Annotated in this window: 19 protein-coding genes and 1 tRNA gene; 12 read left to right on the forward strand and 8 right to left on the reverse strand. The window is 50.3% G+C overall.

Translation table 11 applies throughout. The annotated features are described in order from the left end of the window. Nucleotides 1-6 precede the first annotated feature (6 nt). Entirely contained in the window at nucleotides 7-612 is a 606-nt protein-coding gene (locus Q3O60_RS08105) for a DUF502 domain-containing protein (protein ID WP_305893412.1), read from the reverse strand. A 173-nt stretch (nucleotides 613-785) separates the two neighbouring features. On the opposite strand from Q3O60_RS08105, the gene Q3O60_RS08110 reads away from it, so the two are divergent. Next, nucleotides 786-1,598 carry a substrate-binding periplasmic protein gene (locus Q3O60_RS08110; RefSeq protein WP_305893413.1) on the forward strand — a complete coding sequence of 271 codons (813 nt, stop codon included), beginning with the start codon at nucleotides 786-788 and terminating at the stop codon, nucleotides 1,596-1,598. A gap of 1 nt (nucleotide 1,599) precedes the next feature. On the opposite strand, the gene Q3O60_RS08115 is transcribed toward Q3O60_RS08110, so the two are convergent. From Q3O60_RS08115 to rpsU, 4 genes are all read right to left on the reverse strand, one after another. Continuing rightward, nucleotides 1,600-1,676 (reverse strand) — tRNA-Ile (locus Q3O60_RS08115). Between the two features lie 366 nt (nucleotides 1,677-2,042). Continuing rightward, complete coding sequence (gene rpoD, locus Q3O60_RS08120; protein WP_305893414.1) at nucleotides 2,043-3,878, reverse strand: RNA polymerase sigma factor RpoD; 1,836 nt, start codon at nucleotides 3,876-3,878, stop codon at nucleotides 2,043-2,045. Nucleotides 3,879-3,962: 84 nt separating this feature from the next. Beyond that, nucleotides 3,963-5,720 carry a DNA primase gene (gene dnaG / locus Q3O60_RS08125; RefSeq protein WP_305893415.1) on the reverse strand — a complete coding sequence of 586 codons (1,758 nt, stop codon included), beginning with the start codon at nucleotides 5,718-5,720 and terminating at the stop codon, nucleotides 3,963-3,965. A gap of 223 nt (nucleotides 5,721-5,943) precedes the next feature. After that, nucleotides 5,944-6,159, reverse strand: a complete 216-nt coding sequence (rpsU, locus tag Q3O60_RS08130; protein WP_305893416.1) for a 30S ribosomal protein S21 — start codon at nucleotides 6,157-6,159, stop codon at nucleotides 5,944-5,946. A gap of 256 nt (nucleotides 6,160-6,415) precedes the next feature. Here rpsU and tsaD point away from each other — a divergent pair, with 256 nt between their 5' ends. Continuing rightward, entirely contained in the window at nucleotides 6,416-7,429 is a 1,014-nt protein-coding gene (gene tsaD / locus Q3O60_RS08135) for a tRNA (adenosine(37)-N6)-threonylcarbamoyltransferase complex transferase subunit TsaD (protein WP_305893417.1), read from the forward strand. A 1-nt stretch (nucleotide 7,430) separates the two neighbouring features. Here tsaD and plsY read toward each other — a convergent pair whose 3' ends face one another. Next, nucleotides 7,431-8,036, reverse strand: coding sequence for a glycerol-3-phosphate 1-O-acyltransferase PlsY (gene plsY / locus Q3O60_RS08140; RefSeq protein WP_305893418.1), 606 nt, complete (start codon nucleotides 8,034-8,036; stop codon nucleotides 7,431-7,433). A 143-nt stretch (nucleotides 8,037-8,179) separates the two neighbouring features. Between plsY and folB the strand changes: the two genes are divergently transcribed. From folB to Q3O60_RS08165, 5 genes are read left to right on the forward strand one after another with little or no spacing between them, the layout of a single operon-like run. Then, on the forward strand, nucleotides 8,180-8,533 hold the full coding sequence (folB, locus tag Q3O60_RS08145) for a dihydroneopterin aldolase (protein WP_305893467.1): 354 nt from the start codon (nucleotides 8,180-8,182) through the stop codon (nucleotides 8,531-8,533). Further along, entirely contained in the window at nucleotides 8,533-9,027 is a 495-nt protein-coding gene (folK, locus tag Q3O60_RS08150) for a 2-amino-4-hydroxy-6-hydroxymethyldihydropteridine diphosphokinase (RefSeq protein WP_305893419.1), read from the forward strand. The genes folB and folK overlap by 1 nt, the downstream gene beginning before the upstream one ends. Continuing rightward, nucleotides 9,024-9,830 (forward strand): undecaprenyl-diphosphate phosphatase, encoded by an 807-nt coding sequence (locus Q3O60_RS08155; RefSeq protein ID WP_305893420.1) that lies wholly within the window; start codon nucleotides 9,024-9,026, stop codon nucleotides 9,828-9,830. The genes folK and Q3O60_RS08155 overlap by 4 nt, the downstream gene beginning before the upstream one ends. Nucleotides 9,831-9,858: 28 nt before the next feature. Further along, a complete protein-coding gene (locus tag Q3O60_RS08160; RefSeq protein WP_305893421.1) occupies nucleotides 9,859-11,208 on the forward strand; it encodes an NAD(P)/FAD-dependent oxidoreductase in 1,350 nt (449 codons plus the stop codon). A gap of 42 nt (nucleotides 11,209-11,250) precedes the next feature. Further along, nucleotides 11,251-11,967, forward strand: coding sequence for a DUF445 domain-containing protein (locus Q3O60_RS08165; protein ID WP_305893422.1), 717 nt, complete (start codon nucleotides 11,251-11,253; stop codon nucleotides 11,965-11,967). Nucleotides 11,968-12,019: 52 nt separating this feature from the next. Here Q3O60_RS08165 and Q3O60_RS08170 read toward each other — a convergent pair whose 3' ends face one another. Next, nucleotides 12,020-13,357, reverse strand: coding sequence for an MFS transporter (locus tag Q3O60_RS08170; protein ID WP_305893423.1), 1,338 nt, complete (start codon nucleotides 13,355-13,357; stop codon nucleotides 12,020-12,022). Between the two features lie 204 nt (nucleotides 13,358-13,561). Here Q3O60_RS08170 and Q3O60_RS08175 point away from each other — a divergent pair, with 204 nt between their 5' ends. The 4 genes from Q3O60_RS08175 (at nucleotide 13,562) to Q3O60_RS08190 (ending at nucleotide 20,202) form a co-directional block, all read left to right on the forward strand. Then, on the forward strand, nucleotides 13,562-15,640 hold the full coding sequence (locus tag Q3O60_RS08175; protein ID WP_305893424.1) for a M13 family metallopeptidase: 2,079 nt from the start codon (nucleotides 13,562-13,564) through the stop codon (nucleotides 15,638-15,640). A 290-nt stretch (nucleotides 15,641-15,930) separates the two neighbouring features. After that, nucleotides 15,931-18,528, forward strand: a complete 2,598-nt coding sequence (gene acnB, locus Q3O60_RS08180) for a bifunctional aconitate hydratase 2/2-methylisocitrate dehydratase (protein WP_305893425.1) — start codon at nucleotides 15,931-15,933, stop codon at nucleotides 18,526-18,528. 114 nt (nucleotides 18,529-18,642) lie between these two features. Beyond that, nucleotides 18,643-19,704: an SMP-30/gluconolactonase/LRE family protein gene (locus Q3O60_RS08185; RefSeq protein ID WP_305893426.1), complete on the forward strand. Its 1,062-nt coding sequence runs from the start codon at nucleotides 18,643-18,645 to the stop codon at nucleotides 19,702-19,704. 75 nt (nucleotides 19,705-19,779) lie between these two features. Continuing rightward, a complete protein-coding gene (locus tag Q3O60_RS08190) occupies nucleotides 19,780-20,202 on the forward strand; it encodes a secondary thiamine-phosphate synthase enzyme YjbQ (RefSeq protein WP_305893427.1) in 423 nt (140 codons plus the stop codon). 23 nt (nucleotides 20,203-20,225) lie between these two features. On the opposite strand, the gene Q3O60_RS08195 is transcribed toward Q3O60_RS08190, so the two are convergent. Continuing rightward, complete coding sequence (locus Q3O60_RS08195; RefSeq protein WP_440132263.1) at nucleotides 20,226-21,446, reverse strand: multifunctional CCA addition/repair protein; 1,221 nt, start codon at nucleotides 21,444-21,446, stop codon at nucleotides 20,226-20,228. A gap of 76 nt (nucleotides 21,447-21,522) precedes the next feature. Between Q3O60_RS08195 and Q3O60_RS08200 the strand changes: the two genes are divergently transcribed. Continuing rightward, the gene (locus tag Q3O60_RS08200) at nucleotides 21,523-22,434 is read left to right on the forward strand and encodes an ExeA family protein (RefSeq protein WP_305893429.1); all 912 of its coding nucleotides are present in this window, start codon (nucleotides 21,523-21,525) and stop codon (nucleotides 22,432-22,434) included. Nucleotides 22,435-22,437: the final 3 nt, after the last annotated feature.

Here is a 22,437-nt window from a genome sequence, read left to right on the forward strand (position 1 = left end):
GTGCTGTTAAGGTTTAGTGGATATTTTCGATGAACCCAACCCACCACTTAACACCAGCTGTAAGGCTTCGGCTGGTTTCATATCGATGTTGGTAGTGCAGCTTACCGGTACGATGATGGTATAACCACCCACGTTGTAAGCCATTGGAATAAACACCGCAAGCTGCTCTTCATCCATCAGGGACGACATCCGGTCGCCTTCAATACCGCCTTTTTTGGTGATAATACCAATCAACTCGATTTCCGTGCCAGGAAGTTTCACCATGACTACAGAGCCATCGGAAAAGTTTTTGCCGGACATCACGTCCATCATGTCCTGAATAATGCCATACACCTGCTTGGTGCCTGGTAGTTTCATCAAGACTCGACCAGGCAGGCCCCACAGCCAACCAAAGCTCCGCCAGCGTGAACTAAAGCCGATCACAGTACACAGCAATAAAAAGGCCACAATCGCCATTCCCGGCAGATAAAACTCGCCCGGTAAGACCAACTCAAGGACAGGTGCCAAACTTGCTTCGACGGCTGTGAGCAGCCAACGCACGATTTCAATGGTAATGATGAGTGGCAGAATAATGGCGAGACCTTTCACCAGACTTTTTGCAATGATTCTCATGATGGTTCCTTGGCAGATCGTTCAATAGGCTGTGAGCATGCAGAGCATCATAAAGAAATAACTGTGCAATGACCATGCAATGGGCTAATTCAGCAAAGATAGACGCGTTCTCGTGACAAGTTGTGATTTGTATTATACTTAAAGGTGGATATTGTTTAGTCGTAGGCGGTTTTATGAACGCATGGAGCGTAGCTGTGCTGTGGTTTGGCAGCATGCTGATGATACAGTCGGCGGCTGGGTATTCGGGGGAGCATCCTGAACTACTGTTTCTGACCGAGCACAGTCCACCCGGCCAGTATCTCGATCAGAGTGGGCAGGTGGCTGGTGTTACCGTTGAGCTAATCCAACAACTTAAGCAGCGTGTGGGGCAGTCAGGCTCCATTGAATTGCTGCCTTGGGCCCGGGCTTTTGAAATCGCCAATACCCATCCCTCCATTGCGCTGTTTGAAACTGCCCGCACCACCGAACGAGAAAAGCTATTTCAATGGGTTGGCCCATTGAAATATGTTCAGACATCCCTGTATGGCCGGGCAGACCGATTTGAGCATCATGACAAGAATGTAAGGTTGAACCCAAACTTAATTGCTTGCGAGTATCGCAGTTCTCTTCATGTTAGTCGTCTGCAGCAATATGGCTTTGAAGAGGGACGAAACCTGGTCCTGACGCTGTCGCATGGCGATTGTTTTCAGATGCTTATTTTGGAGCGGGTCGATCTGATTGTATTGCATGATGCGGCCGTGACAGAAAGGCAACAGCAACTTCAGGCTAGCAACCAAACAGATTTGGTTAAGTTACAGCCCATCCGTGAGGTGGAGTTGTATCTGGCTTTTTCCCGGGATATCTCCAGTGAACAGGTCGCAATCTGGCAGCAAGCGCTTGCTCAGAGCTATCTGGATGGCACTATGCGTGGCTTGTATCAGGGGATTTATGCAGAGTCGATGTTAGAGCGATTGGAGCAGTGGGCTGAGCAGGTGGTAGGGAATTGAATGGTGGCCCCTCCCAGACTCGAACTGGGGACCTAACGATTATGAGTCGTGTGCTCTAACCAACTGAGCTAAGGGGCCACGCTAATAGAAACTTTTATACTATGTGTATTCACATCCCTGATGATCTTCACTCAGCTCGGCCATCCACGGCCTCGCGTTCATTGCTTTCGAAGTGATGTTAAATCACTTCTCATCACCTGCCGGTGACCGCGCTTCACCTAAGCTAAGGGGCCACGCTAATAGAAACTTTTATACTATGTGTATTCACATCCATGATGATCTTCACTCAGCTCGGCCATCCACGGCCTCGCTCATCTCAACAAAAAACGGCTTGCAGTATAGAAAGTTTTATTGCTGTTGTCATCTGGCTTTCGCAGTTGATTGCCATCAACTGATTATTTTTTCTGCAAAAATGAAAGGCGCCGATTAAGGCGCCTTGCAATTTTACTCGTCGAGGAAGCTTTTCAGCACTTCGGAGCGGGAAGGATGGCGCAGCTTTCGTAGCGCCTTGGCTTCAATTTGCCGGATCCGCTCTCGGGTCACGTCAAACTGTTTGCCTACCTCTTCCAGTGTGTGGTCGGTATTCATATCAATACCAAACCGCATCCGCAGTACTTTGGCTTCACGGGCCGTTAAGCCTGCCAGTACTTCGTTGGTGGCGTTTTTCAGGCTTTCCATGGTGGCAGAGTCGAGTGGTGATTCACCGCCGACATCTTCGATAAAGTCACCCAGATGCGAATCTTCATCATCACCGATGGGGGTTTCCATCGAAATAGGCTCTTTGGCGATTTTCAACACCTTACGGATTTTGTCTTCTGGCATCAACATGCGTTCGGACAACTCTTCTGGCGTCGGTTCGCGGCCCATCTCTTGCAGCATTTGCCGTGAAATACGGTTCAGCTTGTTGATGGTTTCAATCATATGCACCGGAATACGAATGGTGCGAGCCTGATCGGCAATTGAACGGGTAATGGCTTGTCGGATCCACCAGGTCGCATAAGTAGAGAACTTATAGCCACGGCGATATTCGAATTTATCCACTGCTTTCATCAAGCCGATGTTACCTTCCTGGATCAGATCCAAGAATTGCAAGCCACGATTGGTGTACTTTTTCGCGATGGAAATAACCAAACGCAAGTTGGCTTCGACCATCTCTTTCTTGGCACGGCGCGCCTTGGCTTCACCAATCGACATGCGGCGGTTGATGTCTTTAATTTTTGAGATGCTGAGGCCGGTTTCTTCTTCAACCTTTTTCAGTTTCTCAATGCAGCGGTAAAGATCATCCTGGAAATCAGCCAACTTTGCAGCGTACGGCTTCGAACCTGCTATTTCTGCATCGATCCAAGCCACGGATGTCTCATTGCCAGTAAAGGCTTTCACAAAGGCTTTTTTTGGCATTTTGGCGTGTTCAACGCTATGCTTCATCAGCAAACGTTCTTGCACACGAACCCGATCCATCATTTCACGCATGTTCTTGACCAAGCGATCAAACTGCTTGGGAACCAGACGGAAACAGCGGAATACTTCACTCAGCTTAAGAATTTCTTCTTTGGTGATCTCGTGTTCACGGCCATTGTTGACAATGGAGTGACGGGTTACTTCATACTGTTGTTGCAGCTCGCCAAACTTAATGCGGGCTACTTCTGGATCTGGCCCGGTATCCGCTTCTTCAGCGTCATCATCATCGTCATCATCATCATTATCATCATCTGATGCACTTTCAGGCACTTCAGAACCGATGTTGGTGGCGATAACCGGAGCTTCATCCACTTCATTCGGGTCGACAAAGGCAGTGACAATGTCGCTAAGCCGCATTTGATCTGCTTCGTATTTGTCCCATAAATCAAGCAAATAAGTGATGGCTTCAGGGTACTCTGCAACAGAAGTTTGTACCTGATTGATGCCATCTTCAATACGTTTGGCGATTTCAATTTCGCCATCGCGGGTGAGTAGTTCTACCGTGCCCATTTCCCGCATGTACATCCGAACTGGATCGGTGGTGCGTCCCAGCTCTTTGTCCACGCTTACCAATGCTTGTGCTGCTTCTTCAGCAGCATCGTCATCAGCGGCGGCATCGGCCATGATCAAGTCATCAGCATCAGGTGCAGATTCAAACACCTGAATACCCATGTCATTGATCATACGTATAATATCTTCGATCTGCTCCGAGTCGATAATGTCTTGTGGAAGGTGGTCATTGACTTCCGCAAAGGTAAGATACCCTTGCTCTTTACCTTTCAAGATCAGGAGTTTGAGTTGCGACTGAGGACTTTGCTCCATAGAGGCTATGCTTCCACTCAAGTTAATTAATAAACGAATTGCGAACTGGCAATTATAACAAACTGCGGCATTTCTAGCCAGCAATTAGCTGGTTGCTGATCGCGGTTTTCTGCTTTTTAATGCTTTTAACAGCAATAAATACTCTTGTTGCTCGTCCGGGCTGAGCTTTTGCAACTTGGCGGTGCGTTCTAATGCTTCCAGCCGTTGCTGTAAATAATGATCTTCGATGGAGCCAAAGGAGTCGATAAACTCCTGCTCAACTTGCTCGGGGTCCAGTTGTGGATCCCACATCGCAAGTTTGTTTAGTATCGAATACTCTTTGCTATCCCGCCAATATTCCAGCAGCTGCGCGGTACGTATCTGCGGGTTGTTCAGAATGTGCTGTTGTAAATTCAGCAACAGTGTTATACCCGGCAAATTCGTCCCTGCCAGTTCAGCGGCTTGTGGGATAGTGGTGGCAAGCCGCGGGTATTGCAGCAAGAGTGCAATGGCTCGACGCATCGGCGTCATGCTTTGGGTTTTAGGTACTGAATAGCGGGCGCTACTGCGTGTGGCGGTAGCGCTTTGGCCGCGATCACTTTGTTTGCCAACCAAGCTGTAGAGCTTATCTTCCAGTTGTTCGCGATAAAAATCACTGGGTATTTGCGCAATCAACTCTTTGCCTTTGGCCAGTAAAGCCGACTTACCAGCATCGGAGCTGGGGTCATGTTCCTGCATTAGATGCTCAAAAAAATAATGCTGCAGCGAGGTGGCTTGTTGAATACGCTGTAAAAACGCATCTTTGCCTTCTTTTTGTACCAGTGTATCGGGATCTTCGCCATCGGGAAGAAACACAAAATTCAGTTCAACCCCATCTTTGAGTTGTGGCAAGGCATTTTGCAAGGCGCGCCAGGCCGCATCTCGGCCAGCCCGATCGCCATCGTAACAACAGACCACCTGGCGACAATAACGAAATAGGGTTTGCATGTGCTCTGAGGTGGTGGCAGTGCCTAAGCTGGCAACGGCAAAATGGATACCATACTCTGCGAGCGCCACGACATCCATATAACCCTCAACCACCAGCACTTGCTCTAACCGGTCTTGTTGCTGGCGAGCTTCATACAAACCATAGAGCTCACGGCCTTTGTGAAACAAGCGTGTTTCAGGCGAGTTCAGATACTTAGGCGTACCATCGCTAAACACCCGGCCACCAAAGGCGATCACCCGGCCGCGGCGGTCACGAATAGGGAACATCAGGCGGTTACGGAAAAAATCGTACTCCCGGCCTTGCTCATTGCGATTGGTTAACTTCAGTTCAAACAATTGATCCCGGGCTTTTGTCCCGCTTTGGCCGAGCTGCTTCAGGATAAAGTCCCAACTATCGGGGGCAACCCCAATGGCAAAGCGCTCGATGGTACTTTGCGTTAAGCCACGTTTTTGCAAATAACTCTGGGCCAACTCACTGCTTGGGCCTTGCTGCAATTGGCGTTGCCATAACTCGGTGGCTTTTTGCATCAGCTGATAATCGTCAGCCTGACCTGTTGGCCGCGCTGGTCCTCCGCCTTCACGGGGTACTTCTATATGATGCTGTGCGGCGAGTTCTTCAATGGCTTCAACAAACTCCAGTTGTTCGTACTCCATCAAGAACGTAATGGCATTGCCATGCGCACCACAGCCAAAACAGTGATAGAACTGCTTATCCTGGCTGACTGTAAAAGAGGGGGTTTTTTCGTTATGGAATGGGCAGCAGGCGGAATGATTCCGGCCTTTTTTCTTCAACGGAACTCGTTGATCAATCAGCTCGACGATATCGGTTCGAGCCAGCAAATCATCGATAAACTGTCGCGGGATCTGTCCTGCCACTGGATTGTTTCACTTTGCTCAGAAAAAGACAAACCGTGCCTTATGAGCACGGTATGTTGTCAGCTATTCACATCGCTTGTTTCACCGGGTTGCTGCAGAAGCTCAACAACCTGCGATCAGGGCCAAAGTCTGGGTGTTGCCTGTTTATACGTTGCACGGCAGTTTATAGAAACCTTGGTGACTACAACTGCGCTGCAATAGAATGCACTTAATCGTGTACAGATTAGTACAAACGGATACGGCGTGCATTCTCGCGAGAAAGCTTTTTAGCATGACGTTTTACTGCTGCTGCTTTCTTACGCTTACGAACCCAGGTTGGCTTCTCAAAAAACTCTTTAGAACGAACATCGGCCAAAATACCAGCTTTTTCACAAGAGCGCTTGAAGCGACGCAGAGCGACATCAAAGGGTTCGTTTTCTTTTACTTTAACTACAGGCATTAAATTCTCACCTCGGATTACTATGGTTACTCATTAACCAATACGATTAAAAATGGTGCCGCATTTTACTCAAAAGCGGAGGGGCTTGTAAAGTGATTCTGTCTATTGCTGGTGATTTATCGTCGATCCCATTACAATTCGCCTGTTTTCAGCGGCTAATTTTGGCCGTTGGGCAGAGGATTTGAGCATATTGCGCCGAGCGGTACCATTATTTTCTGCTTGCAATAAAACAATTCAACGAATAATTGAGGTTGCCATGCGGGTTCTGGGTATTGAAACATCTTGTGATGAAACAGGCATCGCTATTTATGATAGCGAACTTGGCTTATTAAGCCATGTGTTGTATAGCCAGATCGACCTGCATGCGGATTACGGTGGTGTGGTACCAGAGCTTGCGTCGCGTGATCATGTTCGTAAAACCCTACCTTTAATCCGTCAGGCACTGGAGGAAGCAAACTGCACAGCAATGGACATTGATGGTGTAGCGTACACGGCAGGGCCTGGTTTAGCAGGAGCTTTATTGGTTGGTGCTTCCATTGGCCGCAGTCTGGCCTTTGCCTGGCATAAGCCAGCGGTGGGAGTTCATCATATGGAAGGCCATTTATTAGCTCCGATGTTAGAAGCTGAGCCACCTGCCTTTCCTTTTCTCGCCTTACTGGTGTCGGGTGGGCATACTCAGCTGGTTGATGTTCAAGGGATTGGTCAGTATCAGTTGTTGGGGGAATCCATTGATGATGCTGCCGGAGAGGCTTTTGATAAAACGGCTAAGTTGATGGGGCTGGACTACCCCGGTGGCCCCTTGCTGGCAAAAATGGCGACTCAGGGTGATGCCAAGGCATATCGCTTTCCACGCCCGATGTTGGACAGGCCAGGGTTGGACTTTAGTTTTAGTGGTTTGAAAACCTCGGCAGCCAATGTCATTGCCAAAGCCGGGCGCAGTGAACAGGAGCAGGCTGATATTGCCGCATCGTTTCAGCAGGCCGTAGTCGATACTCTGGTAGCAAAGTGTGAACGAGCCTTGCAGCAAACCGGATTAACCCGCTTGGTGGTGGCTGGCGGTGTTAGTGCCAATACCTCACTGCGCGAGCAATTGGCTGCTTTGTTGCAAAAACGGGGGGGGCAGGTGTTTTACCCACGTAAAGAGTTTTGTACAGACAACGGGGCGATGATTGCGTTTGCTGGTCATCAACGGTTAGTGGCGGGGCAGCAGCAGGATTTGACTATTGCTGTGCAGCCACGTTGGCCGATGGAGCAGTTGAGTGCACTGTAGATCACTCTTTTAAGTTTTTGCCTTTATCCCAGACCCGGCTTTCCTGGCCATGCCACAGCCGGAAAATATTTTGTCGATGACGGGCAATGATCAGCAGGCTTAGCATAAATACCGGTAGGGTATACATAGGTTTAATAAACCAGGTGAAGATAGGTGCTAAGCCTACAGTGATAATAGCGGCTAGTGATGAGTAGCCCGTAATCGCCAATACCACGACCCAGCTAGCGATCAATAGCCCGGTTAACTCCAATCCAATTGGCATCATGGTGCCAAGGGCTGTGGCGACGGCTTTACCACCTTTAAAACCGAAAAACAGCGGATAGATATGGCCGAGGCAAGCGCAGATACCAATGAGCCCAAGATACAAGGGTTCTATGCCTAAAAAGTAGGACCCCCATACCGGGATGGTACCTTTCAAAATATCAAATAACAGCACCAATGCCGCTGGCAATTTACCGCCAGTACGCAGTACATTGGTGGCACCGGGATTATTGGAGCCAGTGGTTCGGGGATCCGGCAGGCGAAACAGGCGGCTGACCAGAACTGCAGACGAGATGGAACCAAGCGCATACGCCAATAGCATCATCATTAAGATCAGCGGTGTCATCAGTGCGGTTCCTCAGCTCGTCATATCTTTTGTGTCGAGGTACTGTTTTACGTTAAGATCGCGTTTGCCCGGTCAGTGTGGTGACAACAAAACCTATCGACCTACCTGATCATCTTACCCCGAACGTCATGCGGAATGAACTGATGGATAGCGTTTTTATTAAAAAATTGTGCATCGATACGGTGATTGGTGTGTATGAATGGGAAAAAGCCATTCAACAGCGCTTGGAGCTGGATCTGGAGTTAAGCTGCAATACGGCAGTGGCTGCCGCGCAAGATGATATTCGCCAGGCGTTGGATTACAGTGTTATTGCCCAGCAAGTCACGGATTTAGTCACGGCTGAGCCCATCGAGCTCATTGAAACCGTAGCGGAGCGGGTGGCCACTTTGCTGCTGGCTAATTTCAGTACGGATCGGGTTCAGGTTACCGTTCATAAACCTGGGGCCGTACCAACTGCTCAAACTGTTGGTGTGCGCATTGTTCGGGAACGCAGTTAATGGCTTTTATTCTCGTTAGTGTCGGCAGCAATATCGAGCGTGAATACCACGTCCGCGTAGCGATTGATGAACTGACGCGAGCCTTTGGCACCCTGATGATATCATCGGTATACGAGAGTGAAGCGGTCGGTTTTGACGGCGACCCATTTTACAATCTGGTGGTGGGGGCAAATACCGACTTAGCGGTCGCTGAGTGTGTGCACCTGTTTAAGCAGATTGAAAACCGGCATGGTCGTAAACGCAACGTGGCCCGCTTTTCTGGTCGCACCTTGGATCTGGATTTACTGACGTATGATCAACTGGTGTGTCAGCAACCGATTGAGTTACCGCGTGATGAAATCACCAAGAATGCTTTTGTACTCTGGCCTATGGCCGAACTGGTGCCTGAACAAAGGCACCCAGTGGCAGGGTTAACCTATCAGCAGCTGTGGCAGCAATATACCAAACATCAAAAGTTATGGACGGTTCCTTTTTCATGGAGTGAAGTGAAGTGAGTGTATTTGAAATCATTGTATTGGCCATAATTCAGGGTATTACTGAGTTTTTACCGATCTCGTCATCGGCCCATTTAATTTTACCTTCAGCGATTTTGGGCTGGCAGGATCAAGGCATTGCTTTTGATGTGGCGGTGCATGTGGGTACCTTGTTGGCGGTGATGATCTATTTTCGTCAGGATGTGGGGCAATTAGTCGTGGGCTGGGTCAATTCGTTGCGTGGTCAGCAAAGCAGTTACGGCACCCTGGCCTGGATGCTGATTGTCGCAACGATTCCTGCAGGTCTGGCTGGTTTGCTCTTTGCCGGCGTCATTGAAACTTTTTTACGTTCTCCCTGGGTTATTGCGGCCACCACCATCGTGTTTGGCTTGTTGTTGTTAGTTGCGGATCGAGCCGCAAAACAAAACAAGGATGTCATGCACTTAAGCTGGCGGCAGGTGGTGATACTGGGTTGTGCTCAGGCTGTGGCACTGATCCCAGGCACGTCACGCTCTGGTATCACCATGACAGCAGGTTTACTGCTTGGGCTGGATCGGATCAGTGCCGCTCGTTTTTCATTTTTGATGTCAATTCCAATTATTGTGCTGAGTGGCGGCTACCAGGCATCCAAGTTACTGAGTGAGCCGGAAGCCTACGATACCTTCGCTTTAGGCTTCGGTGCGGTATTAGCCTTTATCAGTGCGCTTATTTGTATTCACTTCTTTTTGAAAATCATCAGCCGTATGGGCATGCTGCCCTTTGTTATTTACCGGTTGGCGCTGGGCCTTGGCCTGGTGGTGTTTCTGACCTGGTACTCTGTCTGAGTTGAGTATGCCATGAGCGGAGCTGATCATGTACGATCCGTTACTGGATAAAGAGCCCGGAGTCGGGAGTCCTTATCCGCAATCGTATTGGTTTGCTAAGCAGGCCGGGCCATTATCGCAGCACCCGTCCTTAAACGACGATATTACCGCAGATATTGTCGTCATTGGAGCCGGTTACACCGGCTTGAATGCAGCGCGTGAGCTGGCCGAGCGTTTTTCACAACAGGTGGTGCTGCTGGAAGCACATCAACCTGGCTGGGGTTGCAGTGGTCGTAATGCTGGTTTTGTTTTAAAAGGTACCGGGCGTTTGGGGCCTTTGCAACTGGCTGAGCGCTTTGGCATCAAGCAGGCAAAAGCGTGTTATGCTGAGTACCAGCACGCCTTTGAACTGGTCGATGCACTGCAACAGCGAGGTCGTATATCCTGTCAGCGGCAGGCACCGGGTTACTACAAACTGGCTCATCATCCACGATTTTTAGCTCCTTTTCAGCAACAGCTGGAGTTTGCTAATCAGCAGTTGGGTCAGTCATTGCAACTTCTTAGTCCGAGCGAACTGCAGCAGCAGTTGCCGGATCAGCAGGCTAAAGGCGCGCTGTTCGACCCGGACTGCTATGGTCTGAACCCATTAGAGTTGGTGCTTGGTTATGCAGACATGGCTAAACAGGCGGGTGTTACTCTGTATGGCGGTTCGCCGGTACTCAGCTGGCAAACGCCGCAGGGCTTGCATCGCCTCATCACGCCGCAGGGCTCAGTTCGGGCAAAGAAAGTACTGATTGCCACCAATGGCTATACGCCGAAAAATTTTCATCCGCTGTTACAGGGGCGGTTGTTACCGGTGCTTAGCAGTATCATTGTCACCCAGCCATTAACGGCTGATGAGCTGGCCCGCTGTGGTATTCAGGGCCAGCCCATCGTGATGGATACCCGGGCGCTGAAATACTACTACCGTTTGCTGCCGGATGGGCGCTTGTTGTTTGGCGGACGTGGGGCGATACGTGGTCGTGATGCTGATAAGCCTCGTTATGCTGCCCAGCTACTGGCTGCGTTAAAGCGAAGCTTCCCTGCGTTACAGCAGATCACCGTGGATTATCAGTGGAGTGGCTGGGTGGCCGTATCGATGGATGATATGCCGCATCTGTATCAAGCCCCTCAAGATAGCCCCTATGCCGGTGTTAGTTATGCCGCAGGCTATTGCGGCAGCGGTTTATCATTTTCCGCTTTGGCCGGCCAGCGGCTGGCCGAGCTGGCGATGGGGCAGTCCATTCCATTGTTACCATGTTATCAACAACCGCTACGTACTTTTCCGTTTGCTCGCTGGCGCCGAGTTGGTCAGCGGCTGTATTATCAGTGGGGCCGCTGGCAGGATCAGCGGCGTTAATTCAAGTACTCGCAAGGCTAACTTAAGCGTAAAGGAACTTAAATGAACAAAAGTGTGTTGACCAACCTTATTGCTGCGGCATTGATTCTGTTGGGATGGGTTCTGGCCCAGCCCTGGCTGTTGACGGTCGGTTTATTTGCTTTATCCGGCGCCTTAACCAACTGGTTGGCCATACATATGTTGTTTGAAAAAGTGCCCGGCTTGTATGGCTCAGGCGTGATCCCAGCGCGGTTTGAAAGCTTTAAGGGCAGTTTGCAGCAACTGATGATGACGCAGTTCTTTTCAGCTGAGAATATCGACCGCTTTTTACGCCAGCAAGATGAGTATGGCGAGCCGATGCGGCTGGAACTCGGGCCGGTGATTGAGCAAGTCGAACTGGATCCTGCCTTTGATGCCTTACTTAAAGTCGTCGAGGGATCAAAGTTTGGCTCTATGCTCAGCATGGTGGGTGGCAATAAAGTACTGCAGCCACTGCGGGAGCCTTTCATTCAGGAATTAAAAACGGCTCTGATCGATATAGCGGATTCGGATGAATTTCAACAGCAGGTATTGTTGCAGCTGGAGCAACCTGAGCAAATGCAGCACATGCAACAGCATATCGAAACCATCGTCGCTGCGCGTATCAATGAACTGACGCCCGAGCTGGTGAAAAGCATTGTGCAACAGATGATCCACGAACATCTCGGCTGGCTGGTGGTCTGGGGTGGTTTCTTTGGCGGCCTGCTGGGTTTGCTGGCTGCATTGTTGTTGAATCAGTAAGCACACTGCAGGCACTTAGCCTGCGGGTGTGCTTTGTTTATTTAAGTTAACCTTACCCCGGATGCTGATGTTCAGCCGCGGTTTCGTTGTGATGCCCCGGTGTTGCCATCGGCTTGTTCTCATGGCGCCATAACAACAAGGCGAAGATGAGGCCGGTGACGGCCAGACCGGTGTAAAACCACATGCCCGGTGCATAGCCTGCAATGTTGTCGGCACTGGCTTGGTTCATATCGTTCAGATAACCAATTACCGGCGGTACGATGGACCAGCCAATTTGCTGGCACAGCGTCATGGTAGCGTACGCCGTCCCTAAACGGCGTTGATCCACGGTATAGGCGACCGAAGGCCACATGGCGGCTGGTACCAGCGAAAACACACAGCCCAGCAACAACATCACCAGCAATAACGTGAGCGGGATGGCACTGCCAAATACCATCACCGGCACGCCCGCAGGCAGATAGGTAACGGCCAGAAACAGCGGCAACATCATCAAACAACCGAGCGTCATAAAGAGCCCTCGTCGGCCGACTTTATCAATCAATAAGCCAAAGAGTGGTGTAGCAATAATGGCGGAGACCATCATCATGCTATTCAGCATGCCAGCGGCTTCGCGCGCCAGACCATGCGCTTCTTGAAAGTACATGATGGCAAAGGTACGAAATGGGAAGATGGTGGAGTAAAACACCACACACAGTGCCACGATGTACCAGTAACGCTGGCCAAACAGAAACAACTCTTTGAACTTCAATTGGTCGGTTTGCTCAGTGACGCCGAGATTAAAACGACCTTCACAGCGCTTTTCCTGCAGCCAATACAGTACGGCTGCCGTGACTGATATACCGGCAAAAGCAGTGGCCAGCCAGAGTGGATCTTGCCAGTTGCTGTACAATGGGCTGGCAAAGTTAGTCGACCAATCAGCTGATGCTGAGCCAAGTCGCGATAGCGATAAGTTGATGCCAAAGGCAAAGCTAAGCTCTTTGCCTTTAAACCATTTCGCCAGCACCGTGGTAGCAGCGACAATCAGCGGCTCTGAGCCCAGGCCCAGCAGCAAACGGCCACTGGCCATGATCTCATAGCGTGGGCTCAGTGCAGTGACCACAGCACCGACTAAGCAGATACTGGCAAACAACAGCAGTGCGCGTTTGGTACCATAGCGGTCGATAATAATCCCGCCAATCAGCAAGGCGACGATGGCACCCAGATTGTATACTGAGATTAGAAAGCCGGTTTGCTGATTGCTGAAACCGAGATCGCTTTGCAACAAGTCGATTACGGGGCCAAGTGAATCGTAGACATAATAATTGCCAAACATGGCCAGGCTGACAAACAGCAGTACCAGCCAGCGATGCAGCGGGGTTGGCCGCGGTAACGCGGCAGTGGACGTAGTCATGGTGGTCGATTTCTCGTTATTAGTATGTGTTTGATAAAAGATCGAAGTGTTCACTCTAGCTGAGCCTGTGCTATCAGGCAATGGCAGACTATAGCCAATAAATGCAGCTGCTCATTCAGGTTTTGTTACAAAAGAGGTTTGCAGCCTGTGAGCAGATGGCAGTAGTATGAACAAAACAGAACAATGTCTCATAGGATACCTACAATGAAAAAAGTTAGCTTATTGGCCGTTAGCGTGGCGATGGCGCTAGGTTTAGCGGCATGTGACAGCAATTCCGGCAGACCAGGGCAGCAGGAACAAGTGGCGTCAGAGATGACAGCACAGAGCGCACTCAGCTCTGGCGTTGATGTAGAGAACTTTGACAGTAGCGTACGATTGCAGGATGATTTTTATTTGGCGGTCAATGGCAAGTGGATCGAGAATAACCCTATTCCTGCGGATAAATCACGCATTGGCTCTTTTGATATTTTAGCGGATCAGGCGCAACTGGCCGTGAAAACTATTATCGAAGAAGTGGCCGCCAGCGACAATCTGCAGCCAGGTTCAGATGCCGATAAGCTGGCTAGTTTTTACAACAGCTTTATGGATATCGAGCGGATCAACCAGCTTGGTTTAACGCCAATCCAAGCACAGTTGCAACGCATTGAGCAATTAGAAAGCAAAGCTGAGCTGGGGCAGGCGGTAGCCGAACTGCAACGCGATGGGGTTGGTGGTGTTTTTGGCTGGTATGTCAACAACGATGCTCGTGAGTCGACGCAGTATGCGGTGTACTTATTTCAGGGCGGTTTAGGGTTGCCAGACCGTGATTATTACTTCAATGAAGATGATGACTCCTTACGGATCAAAGCTGCGTATCAGGACTATGTTGCCGATATGCTTGCTTTGGCCGGTCATGACGATGCCGCCGTTGCTGCTGAGCATATTTTGGCGCTTGAGCATGCGCTGGCTGAACATCATTGGACCCGTTTAGAAAGTCGTAATGCTGATAAAACTTACAATAAATTATCGGCGGATGATGTCATTGAGCTGATGGGCAGCTTTGATTGGGCCGGTTACGGCAGCACCATGGGCTTGCCAGCAGGGCAGGATATCATTGTGGCTCAGCCGTCGTATTTTTCTGGTTTGTCGGAGGTTATTGACGCTACAGAGCTGAGCACTTTGCAGGCGTATTTAACTTATCGCACGGTGCATAGCTTTGCGCCTCAGTTAAGTCAAAATTTTGTTGATCGCCGTTTTGCATTCTACAGCCAGACCTTGCAGGGTGTAGAAGAGCAACAACCACGTTGGAAGCGCGCCGTAGATACCACCAATGGGGTATTGGGTGAGTTGGTGGGTAAATTGTATGTCGAGCGTCATTTCAATGAAGACGCCAAAGCTCGGATGGAAGCTCTGGTCGATAATTTGATTAAAGCCTATGGCGAGTCGATTAAAGAACTGCCATGGATGTCTGACGATACCAAGGTGGCGGCGCTGGAAAAATTAAGTACCTTTACCACCAAAATTGGTTACCCGGACCAATGGAAAGATTACTCCGATCTTGAGATTAAAGCCGATGATTTAATTGGTAACAGCATTCGAGCCAATCACCGTGCTTATCAGGAGATGGTTGATAAATTGGGCGGTCCTATTCAGCAGCATGAATGGTTTATGACACCGCAAACGGTGAATGCCTATTACAACCCGGTGATGAACGAAATCGTCTTCCCTGCGGCTATCCTGCAGCCACCATTTTTTGATATGGAAGCTGATGATGCGGTGAACTATGGTGGGATTGGTGCGGTGATTGGCCATGAAATTGGCCATGGCTTCGATGATCAGGGTGCGAAATACGATGGCGATGGCAACTTGCGCGACTGGTGGACAGCGGAAGATTTAGCCCAGTTCCAGCAGTTAGGTGCTCGTTTAAGTGCGCAGTACAGTCAGTTTGAGCCGTTTCCGGGCGTATTTGTTGATGGGGACGTGGCCTTGGGCGAAAACATTGGCGATCTGGGCGGTATGACGGTGGCACTGCGTGCTTACAAAATGTCGTTGGATGGTGAGGAAGCACCAGTGCTGGATGGCTTTAGTGGCCTGCAGCGTTTCTTTATTGGCTGGGCACAGATCTGGCGCTCGAACTACCGGGAAGAGGCGTTGCGCCGGCAAGTAAGCACTGGTCCTCATTCACCTCCGCACTATCGGGTGATTGGCGTATTGCCAAATATTCCTGAGTTTTATCAGGCTTTTGATGTGCAGCCAGGCGACGAAATGTATTTGGCAGAAGAGGAACGCGTCAAGATCTGGTAATCATTTTCTGTTATACTTGTCTGGCTTGTGCGACACCGTTTCCGGTGTCGCACTTTTATACCAAATGATACCCGTCGTCTTTTAACCAGACATGAATTGGCTAGAGAACCCTGTTTTCATTCAGCCAACTTATACCGACTATAAGCGGATGAGGGGCAGGCCGGATGTCATTCTGGCGCTGAATTTCTTATAATTCATGCGGGTTCATTTCCAGAGTCGACTCGGTGAGGTAGTGTCCAGCAGGACAGCAGCCCACACCGATAGCCATCAACGACCAAGAGGACATTACTGTGCTACAAGAATATCGCGAACACGTCGCCGAACGCGCGGCGGAAGGCATCCCACCAAAGCCACTCAATGCAGAGCAAGTTGCTGGCTTGATAGAACTGCTGAAAAATCCACCGCAAGGTGAAGACGCCTTTTTGGTCGACCTGTTGGAAAACCGTATTCCGCCAGGTGTAGACGAAGCGGCCTATGTGAAAGCTGGCTTTCTGGCCGCTGTCGCTAAAAGCGAAGCGCAATCACCACTGATTTCCGCTGAGCGCGCCACTGAGCTACTCGGCACCATGATGGGTGGATACAACATCGAGCCGTTGATTGAGCTGCTTGATCACGACACCCTGGCTCCTTTAGCTGTGAAAGCGTTATCACACACCTTGCTTATTTTTGATGCTTTTCATGATGTCACCGAGAAAGCGGATGCCGGCAATGCCTATGCGAAACAAGTTGTGCAATCGTGGGCCGATGCTGAGTGGTTTGAAGCCAAGCCAAAAGTGGCGGAGAAAATCACAGTTACCGTATTTAAAGTCACCGGTGAAACCAATACCGATGATTTATCGCCAGCACCAGATGCCTGGTCACGGCCAGATATCCCACTGCATGCTTTAGCCATGCTGAAAAACAGCCGCGAAGGCATCGAGCCGGAAGAGGCTGGTGTGCGTGGTCCACTGAAGCAACTTGAAACCTTAAAAGAAAAAGGCTTCCCACTGGCTTATGTCGGTGATGTAGTAGGGACTGGTTCTTCGCGCAAATCTGCTACCAACTCGGTGCTGTGGTTTATGGGTGACGACATTCCATACGTGCCTAATAAGCGTGCTGGTGGTTTTGTTCTTGGTAGCAAAATTGCCCCGATCTTCTTCAACACTATGGAAGACTCTGGCGCTTTACCGATTGAAGTGGATGTTAACGAATTAAATATGGGCGATGTGATCGACATCTTCCCGTACGAAGGCAAAGTCTGCAACCACGAGACAGGCGCTGTGCTGGCTGAGTTCACGTTGGCGACCGATGTCTTGCTGGATGAAGTGCAGGCAGGCGGCCGTATTCCGCTGATCATTGGTCGTGGCTTAACGGATCGGGCTCGCGAATTTTTGGGGGAAGGCCCATCGGATAAATTCCGTCGTCCATTACCAAAAGACGATAGCGGCAAAGGCTTCACTTTAGCGCAAAAAATGGTTGGTAAAGCTTGTGGTGTTGCCGGCATTCGCCCTGGCACTTACTGTGAGCCGAAAATGACCACTGTGGGCTCGCAAGATACCACAGGCCCAATGACGCGGGATGAACTGAAAGACTTGGCTTGTTTGGGCTTCTCAGCTGATTTAGTGATGCAGTCATTCTGTCACACGGCAGCTTATCCAAAGCCTGTCGATGTCGATACGCATCACACCTTGCCTGATTTTATTATGAACCGCGCTGGTGTCGCATTGCGCCCAGGCGATGGCATTATCCATTCTTGGTTAAACCGCATGTTGTTGCCAGATACCGTGGGTACCGGTGGCGATTCACACACGCGCTTCCCGATGGGGATTTCGTTCCCGGCAGGCTCTGGTTTGGTGGCGTTTGCTGCGGCAACCGGCGTGATGCCATTGGATATGCCTGAGTCGGTGCTGGTTCGCTTTAAAGGCGAGATGAAGCCTGGTATCACTTTACGTGATTTAGTGCATGCCATTCCTTATTACGCCATCAAGCAAGGCTTGTTGACGGTCGAGAAAAAAGGCAAGAAGAACATCTTCTCTGGTCGTATTCTGGAAATCGAAGGCTTACCGAACTTAACGGTAGAGCAAGCCTTCGAATTATCCGATGCCTCAGCTGAGCGTTCTGCCGGTGGCTGTACCATCAAGCTGTCCGAAGCCTCGATCGCCGAGTATCTGGAATCGAATATCGTCATGCTGAAGTGGATGATCTCTGAAGGTTACGGCGACCGCCGCACCATCGAGCGTCGTATTCAAGCCATGCAAGAATGGTTGGCGAAGCCTGAGTTGATGGAGGCCGATGCCGATGCCGAATACTCAGAAGTCATCGAAATTGATCTGGCTGAAATCAACGAGCCTATCCTGTGTGCACCAAATGACCCGGATGATGCTCGTCTGTTGTCGGAAGTGGCTGGCGATAAAATTGACGAAGTCTTTATCGGCTCGTGCATGACCAACATCGGCCACTTCCGTGCAGCCGGTAAGTTACTGGATAAGTACAAAGGCCAGTTGCCAACCCGTCTGTGGATAGCACCGCCAACCAAGATGGATCAAGCCCAACTAACTGACGAAGGCTACTACAGCATCTTCGGTAAAGTCGGTGCCCGCACCGAAATGCCTGGCTGTTCATTGTGCATGGGTAACCAGGCTCGGGTAGCGGAAAACTCTACCGTGGTATCTACCTCGACGCGGAACTTCCCGAACCGTCTGGGGCAGGGCGCCAATGTGTATCTGGCGTCAGCCGAACTGGCTGCGGTCAGCTCGATCATCGGCCGCCTGCCAACCGTGCAAGAGTATCTGGATTACGCCAAGCAAATTGATGCCACGGCTGCCGATACTTATCGCTACCTGAATTTCCACAAAATGTCGCAGTACACCAAAAAAGCCGACAACGTGATTATTCAGCAAGCGGTATAATGCCTACCGCTACATAACAAAAGACCTGCCTCGGCAGGTCTTTTTGCTTTTAAGCCTGAATAAATTTCGGTATTGTCTGGGATGACTGAGTTGGCCACCTTAAAAGGATGTTTCATGAAAAATTTTTTATTGTTAGTGCTGGTGTTGGCTGGCAGAGGTTGCAAACGAATGAAAGCATTACCTGTGTTGTTGATTATGCTGCTGTGGCCGGCCAGCTCTGCACTTTTTGCTGCATTACCAGATAAGCCTGTTCAGGTGTTGCAACCGGAGATGACGCTCATTGTGGCAGCAGATGCGCAACTGGAGCTGCTGGCCGAAGGCTTCGAATGGTCAGAAGGGCCTATTGAAGATCCGACAAACGGTGATATTGTTTTTTCTGATGTACCAACCAACAAGGTTTATCGCTGGAACGAGCGCGATGGCTTAACTTTGTATTTATCGCCTTCTGGTTATACCGGTTTGCACCCGGAGGATAATCCGCAGCAAGGTGCAAATGGCCTGATTTTTAACCATGATAAGCAGTTGGTAATGGCGCAGCATGGCGATAGACGCTTGGCTGTATACGCTGGTGATGAGCAGGGTTCTGCGCACTACCAAACATTGGTCAATCATTATCAGGGCAAGTTACTGAACAGCCCGAATGATCTGGTACAGCACTCCAGCGGTGCTTATTATTTCACCGATCCTCCTTATGGTTTAAAAGGGGGAGATAACTCAAGCCAAAAGCAGCAGTCTGCAAATGGTGTTTATCGATTAGCACCAGATGGCCAGATGAGTCTGCTGATCACTGACTTAAACCGGCCGAACGGTTTGGCATTTTCACCAGACGAAAAAGTGCTCTATGTTGCTAATTCACAGCGAAGTGCGGCCCAATGGTGGCGTTATTCAGTCAATGCCGATGGCAGTTTGTCGGATGGTCGTTTATTTTTTGATGCGACTGCCGCCGCGCAGCAGTTATCTGGTCTGCCTGATGGCTTAAAAGTACTGCCGACAGGTTATTTGCTGGCAACGGGTCCTGGAGGGGTTTGGGTTTTTAGCGCTGAAGGGCAACATTTAGGAACTATACAAACGGGTGTGGCTGCGGCGAATGTGGCATTGGCTAACGACAATCGCTACTTATACATTACCGCCAGCAGTTATTTATTGCGTATAGCGCTTCAGCCGCAATCAAAATAACAACCAATCTCCTTATTGAACGTTGCTGTACGCACAACGTCAGCAGACAAAGTCTATTCAGCAGGCAGGGTTGTAATGCACTACATTCAACGAGAGTTATTGTTATCGCCGTATCGACGGGGTTTTCATCTGATTACCGATGACATCATCCGTGCGATGCCGGAACTGGCAACATTACAGCAGGGGCTGCTGCATGTGTTTATTAAGCACAGCTCGGCATCGCTGACGGTGAACGAGAATGCCGACCCAACGGTGCGCGGCGACTTCGAGCGTTTTTTCAGCCGTGCGGTGCCAGAGAATGAGCCTTACTATCAACACAATGATGAAGGCCCTGATGATATGCCAGCTCATCTTAAAGCCAGCTTGCTTGGCTGCAGCGTGACCCTGCCAGTGACGGCAGGGCGCTTAAATATGGGGATATGGCAGGGCATTTATCTGGGCGAGCACCGTGACCGCGCCAGTGGCAGAACGCTGGTGCTCACCTTGCATGGTAGCTAGATTGCTAGCCATTATCCCAGCTTTTAAGTCCGTTTAGTGGTTTGAATCGCCTCTAAACGTGCCTGCTGCAACGCCTGCTTAATGGCTTCACCTTTCATCCCCGGCTGGATAAGCGCTTTTACGTTGACAGCAAGTGCCGCCTCGGCCAATGCAGGCAGCAGGGTTTTGGCTGGATAGTCGGCCTGCTCAAAGCCGGTACGGCCGCGTAAATCCGCCATACAGCACAGCAGTATGGCTTCCAGTCGCTCGGGCTTGCGCCATAGATCGATGCCATCAAACAGTTTAAGTACGGTACTGGCTTTAAGCTCTGTGGCCCGATGGATCAGCTGGTGGTACTGACAAACCAACAGTGCCAAATCCCGGCAATCATTGGGGACTCGTAAGCGCTGACAAAGTTGGTTTATCAGTGGCAGGCCGGTGTGTTCATGGCCATGGTGTGAGGGCCAGTGTTCCGGCGGAGTCAGCCCTTTGCCAAGATCATGCACCATGGCAGCAAAGCGAATATCAATGCGCTCCGATAACTGTGCGGCTTGTTGCAGCACTAACAGGGTGTGTATGCCGGTATCAATTTCCGGGTGCCATTTGGCCGGTTGTGGCACCCCCCACAAGGCCGCTAGTTCGGGCATTAACTCCGATAGTGCACCGCACTGTTGCAGTAAGTCGATAAAAGCTTCTGGGTGCTTGCACGATAAAGCCTTGTTTAGTTCCTGCCAGACGCGTTCTGCTGCCAACGTGCGCAATTCACCGCTTTGGCTGAGCTGTTGCATCAGCGCTAAAGTCTCATCGGCCACCCGAAAACCCAGATGATAGTAGCGGGCATAAAAGCGAGCGACTCGCAGAACCCGTAATGGATCCTCGGCAAAGGCAGGCGAGACATGGCGTAGAATCCGTTGCTCGATATCATGCACTCCACCGTAAGGATCGATCAGCGAGCCATTTTCTGCTTGGGCGATGGCATTGATGGTCAGGTCGCGTCGGGCTAAATCTTGCTCTAGGGTAACATCAGGCGCTGCGTAAGTAACAAAACCGGTGTAGCCAGAGCCTTGTTTACGCTCGGTGCGGGCTAGCGCGTACTCTTCTTTCGTTTTGGGGTGCAAAAATACCGGGAAGTCTTTGCCGACTTGCTGATAGCCCTGATCAAGGAGCTGTTGTGGGTGCGCACCCACCACCACCCAATCTCGTTCATGAAAAGGGTACTCGAGTAATTGATCACGTACGGCACCACCAACAAGATATATCTGCACAGGCTTTCCTGAAGTCGCTTTTTTTGCCATTATAGCGAACGTTTCTCCATTTCCGAAATCAGCAAAGGATGCGCCGATGTACACTGGCTTTTTTGGCCTGAACAGTCCGCCTTTTTCAATTGCTCCCAATCCGGATTTTCTTTTTCTGAGCGGGCGCCATGCGGAAGCACTTGCCCATTTACGTTATGGGTTAGGGGATGCCGGCGGCTTTGTCTTGCTCACCGGTGAAGTGGGGACTGGAAAAACCACCGTGTCCAGAGCGTTATTGCAAGAGCTGGATGATAGCACCCAGCTGGCATTTATTTTGAACCCGACCTTATCTGAGTTGGAGCTGTTGGCATCGATTTGTGATGAGTTGCGTATTCGCTATAAAAAATCCGATGCCAGCTTGAAGGTATTGGGTGATAAGATTAAAAACCGGCTGTTGAAAAACCACCAGCAAGGCAAGCAAACGCTGCTGATCATTGATGAAGCCCAGCACTTACAACCGGCGGTACTGGAGCAACTGCGTTTATTGACCAATCTGGAAACCAATAGCCGTAAACTGCTTCAAGTGATCCTGATTGGCCAGCCTGAGCTGCAGCAGTTGCTGCAACGGACAGATCTGCGTCAATTGGCCCAGCGCATTACCGCCAGATACCACCTGATGCCGTTGACTGAAGATGAGGTGGTTCAGTATTTAAGTTACCGCTTAAAAGTAGCCGGTTCAGAGCGGCCGGTGTTCGAGCCGTCGGCGATTCGAATGCTGTATCAGAGCAGTCAGGGGATTCCCCGCTTACTGAATTTACTGGCCGATCGAGCCATGCTTGCTGCTTTTGCAGGGCAGCGGCCTTTGGTCGGCAAAGATGAGGTTCGTAAAGCGGCTGCGGAAGTGTTACCTCAGTCCGGGGAGAAAGCGGTCTGGCTGCCTCCTCTCTGGGTGTGGTGGCTGTGGATAGTGCCGATAGTGGCATTGCTGGGCTATGGTCTTGGCCGGGTGCTGGCTTGAACG

The sequence above is a fragment of the Alkalimonas collagenimarina genome (assembly GCF_030717845.1).
GTDB classification, from domain to species: Bacteria; Pseudomonadota; Gammaproteobacteria; order Enterobacterales; family Alteromonadaceae; genus Alkalimonas; species Alkalimonas collagenimarina.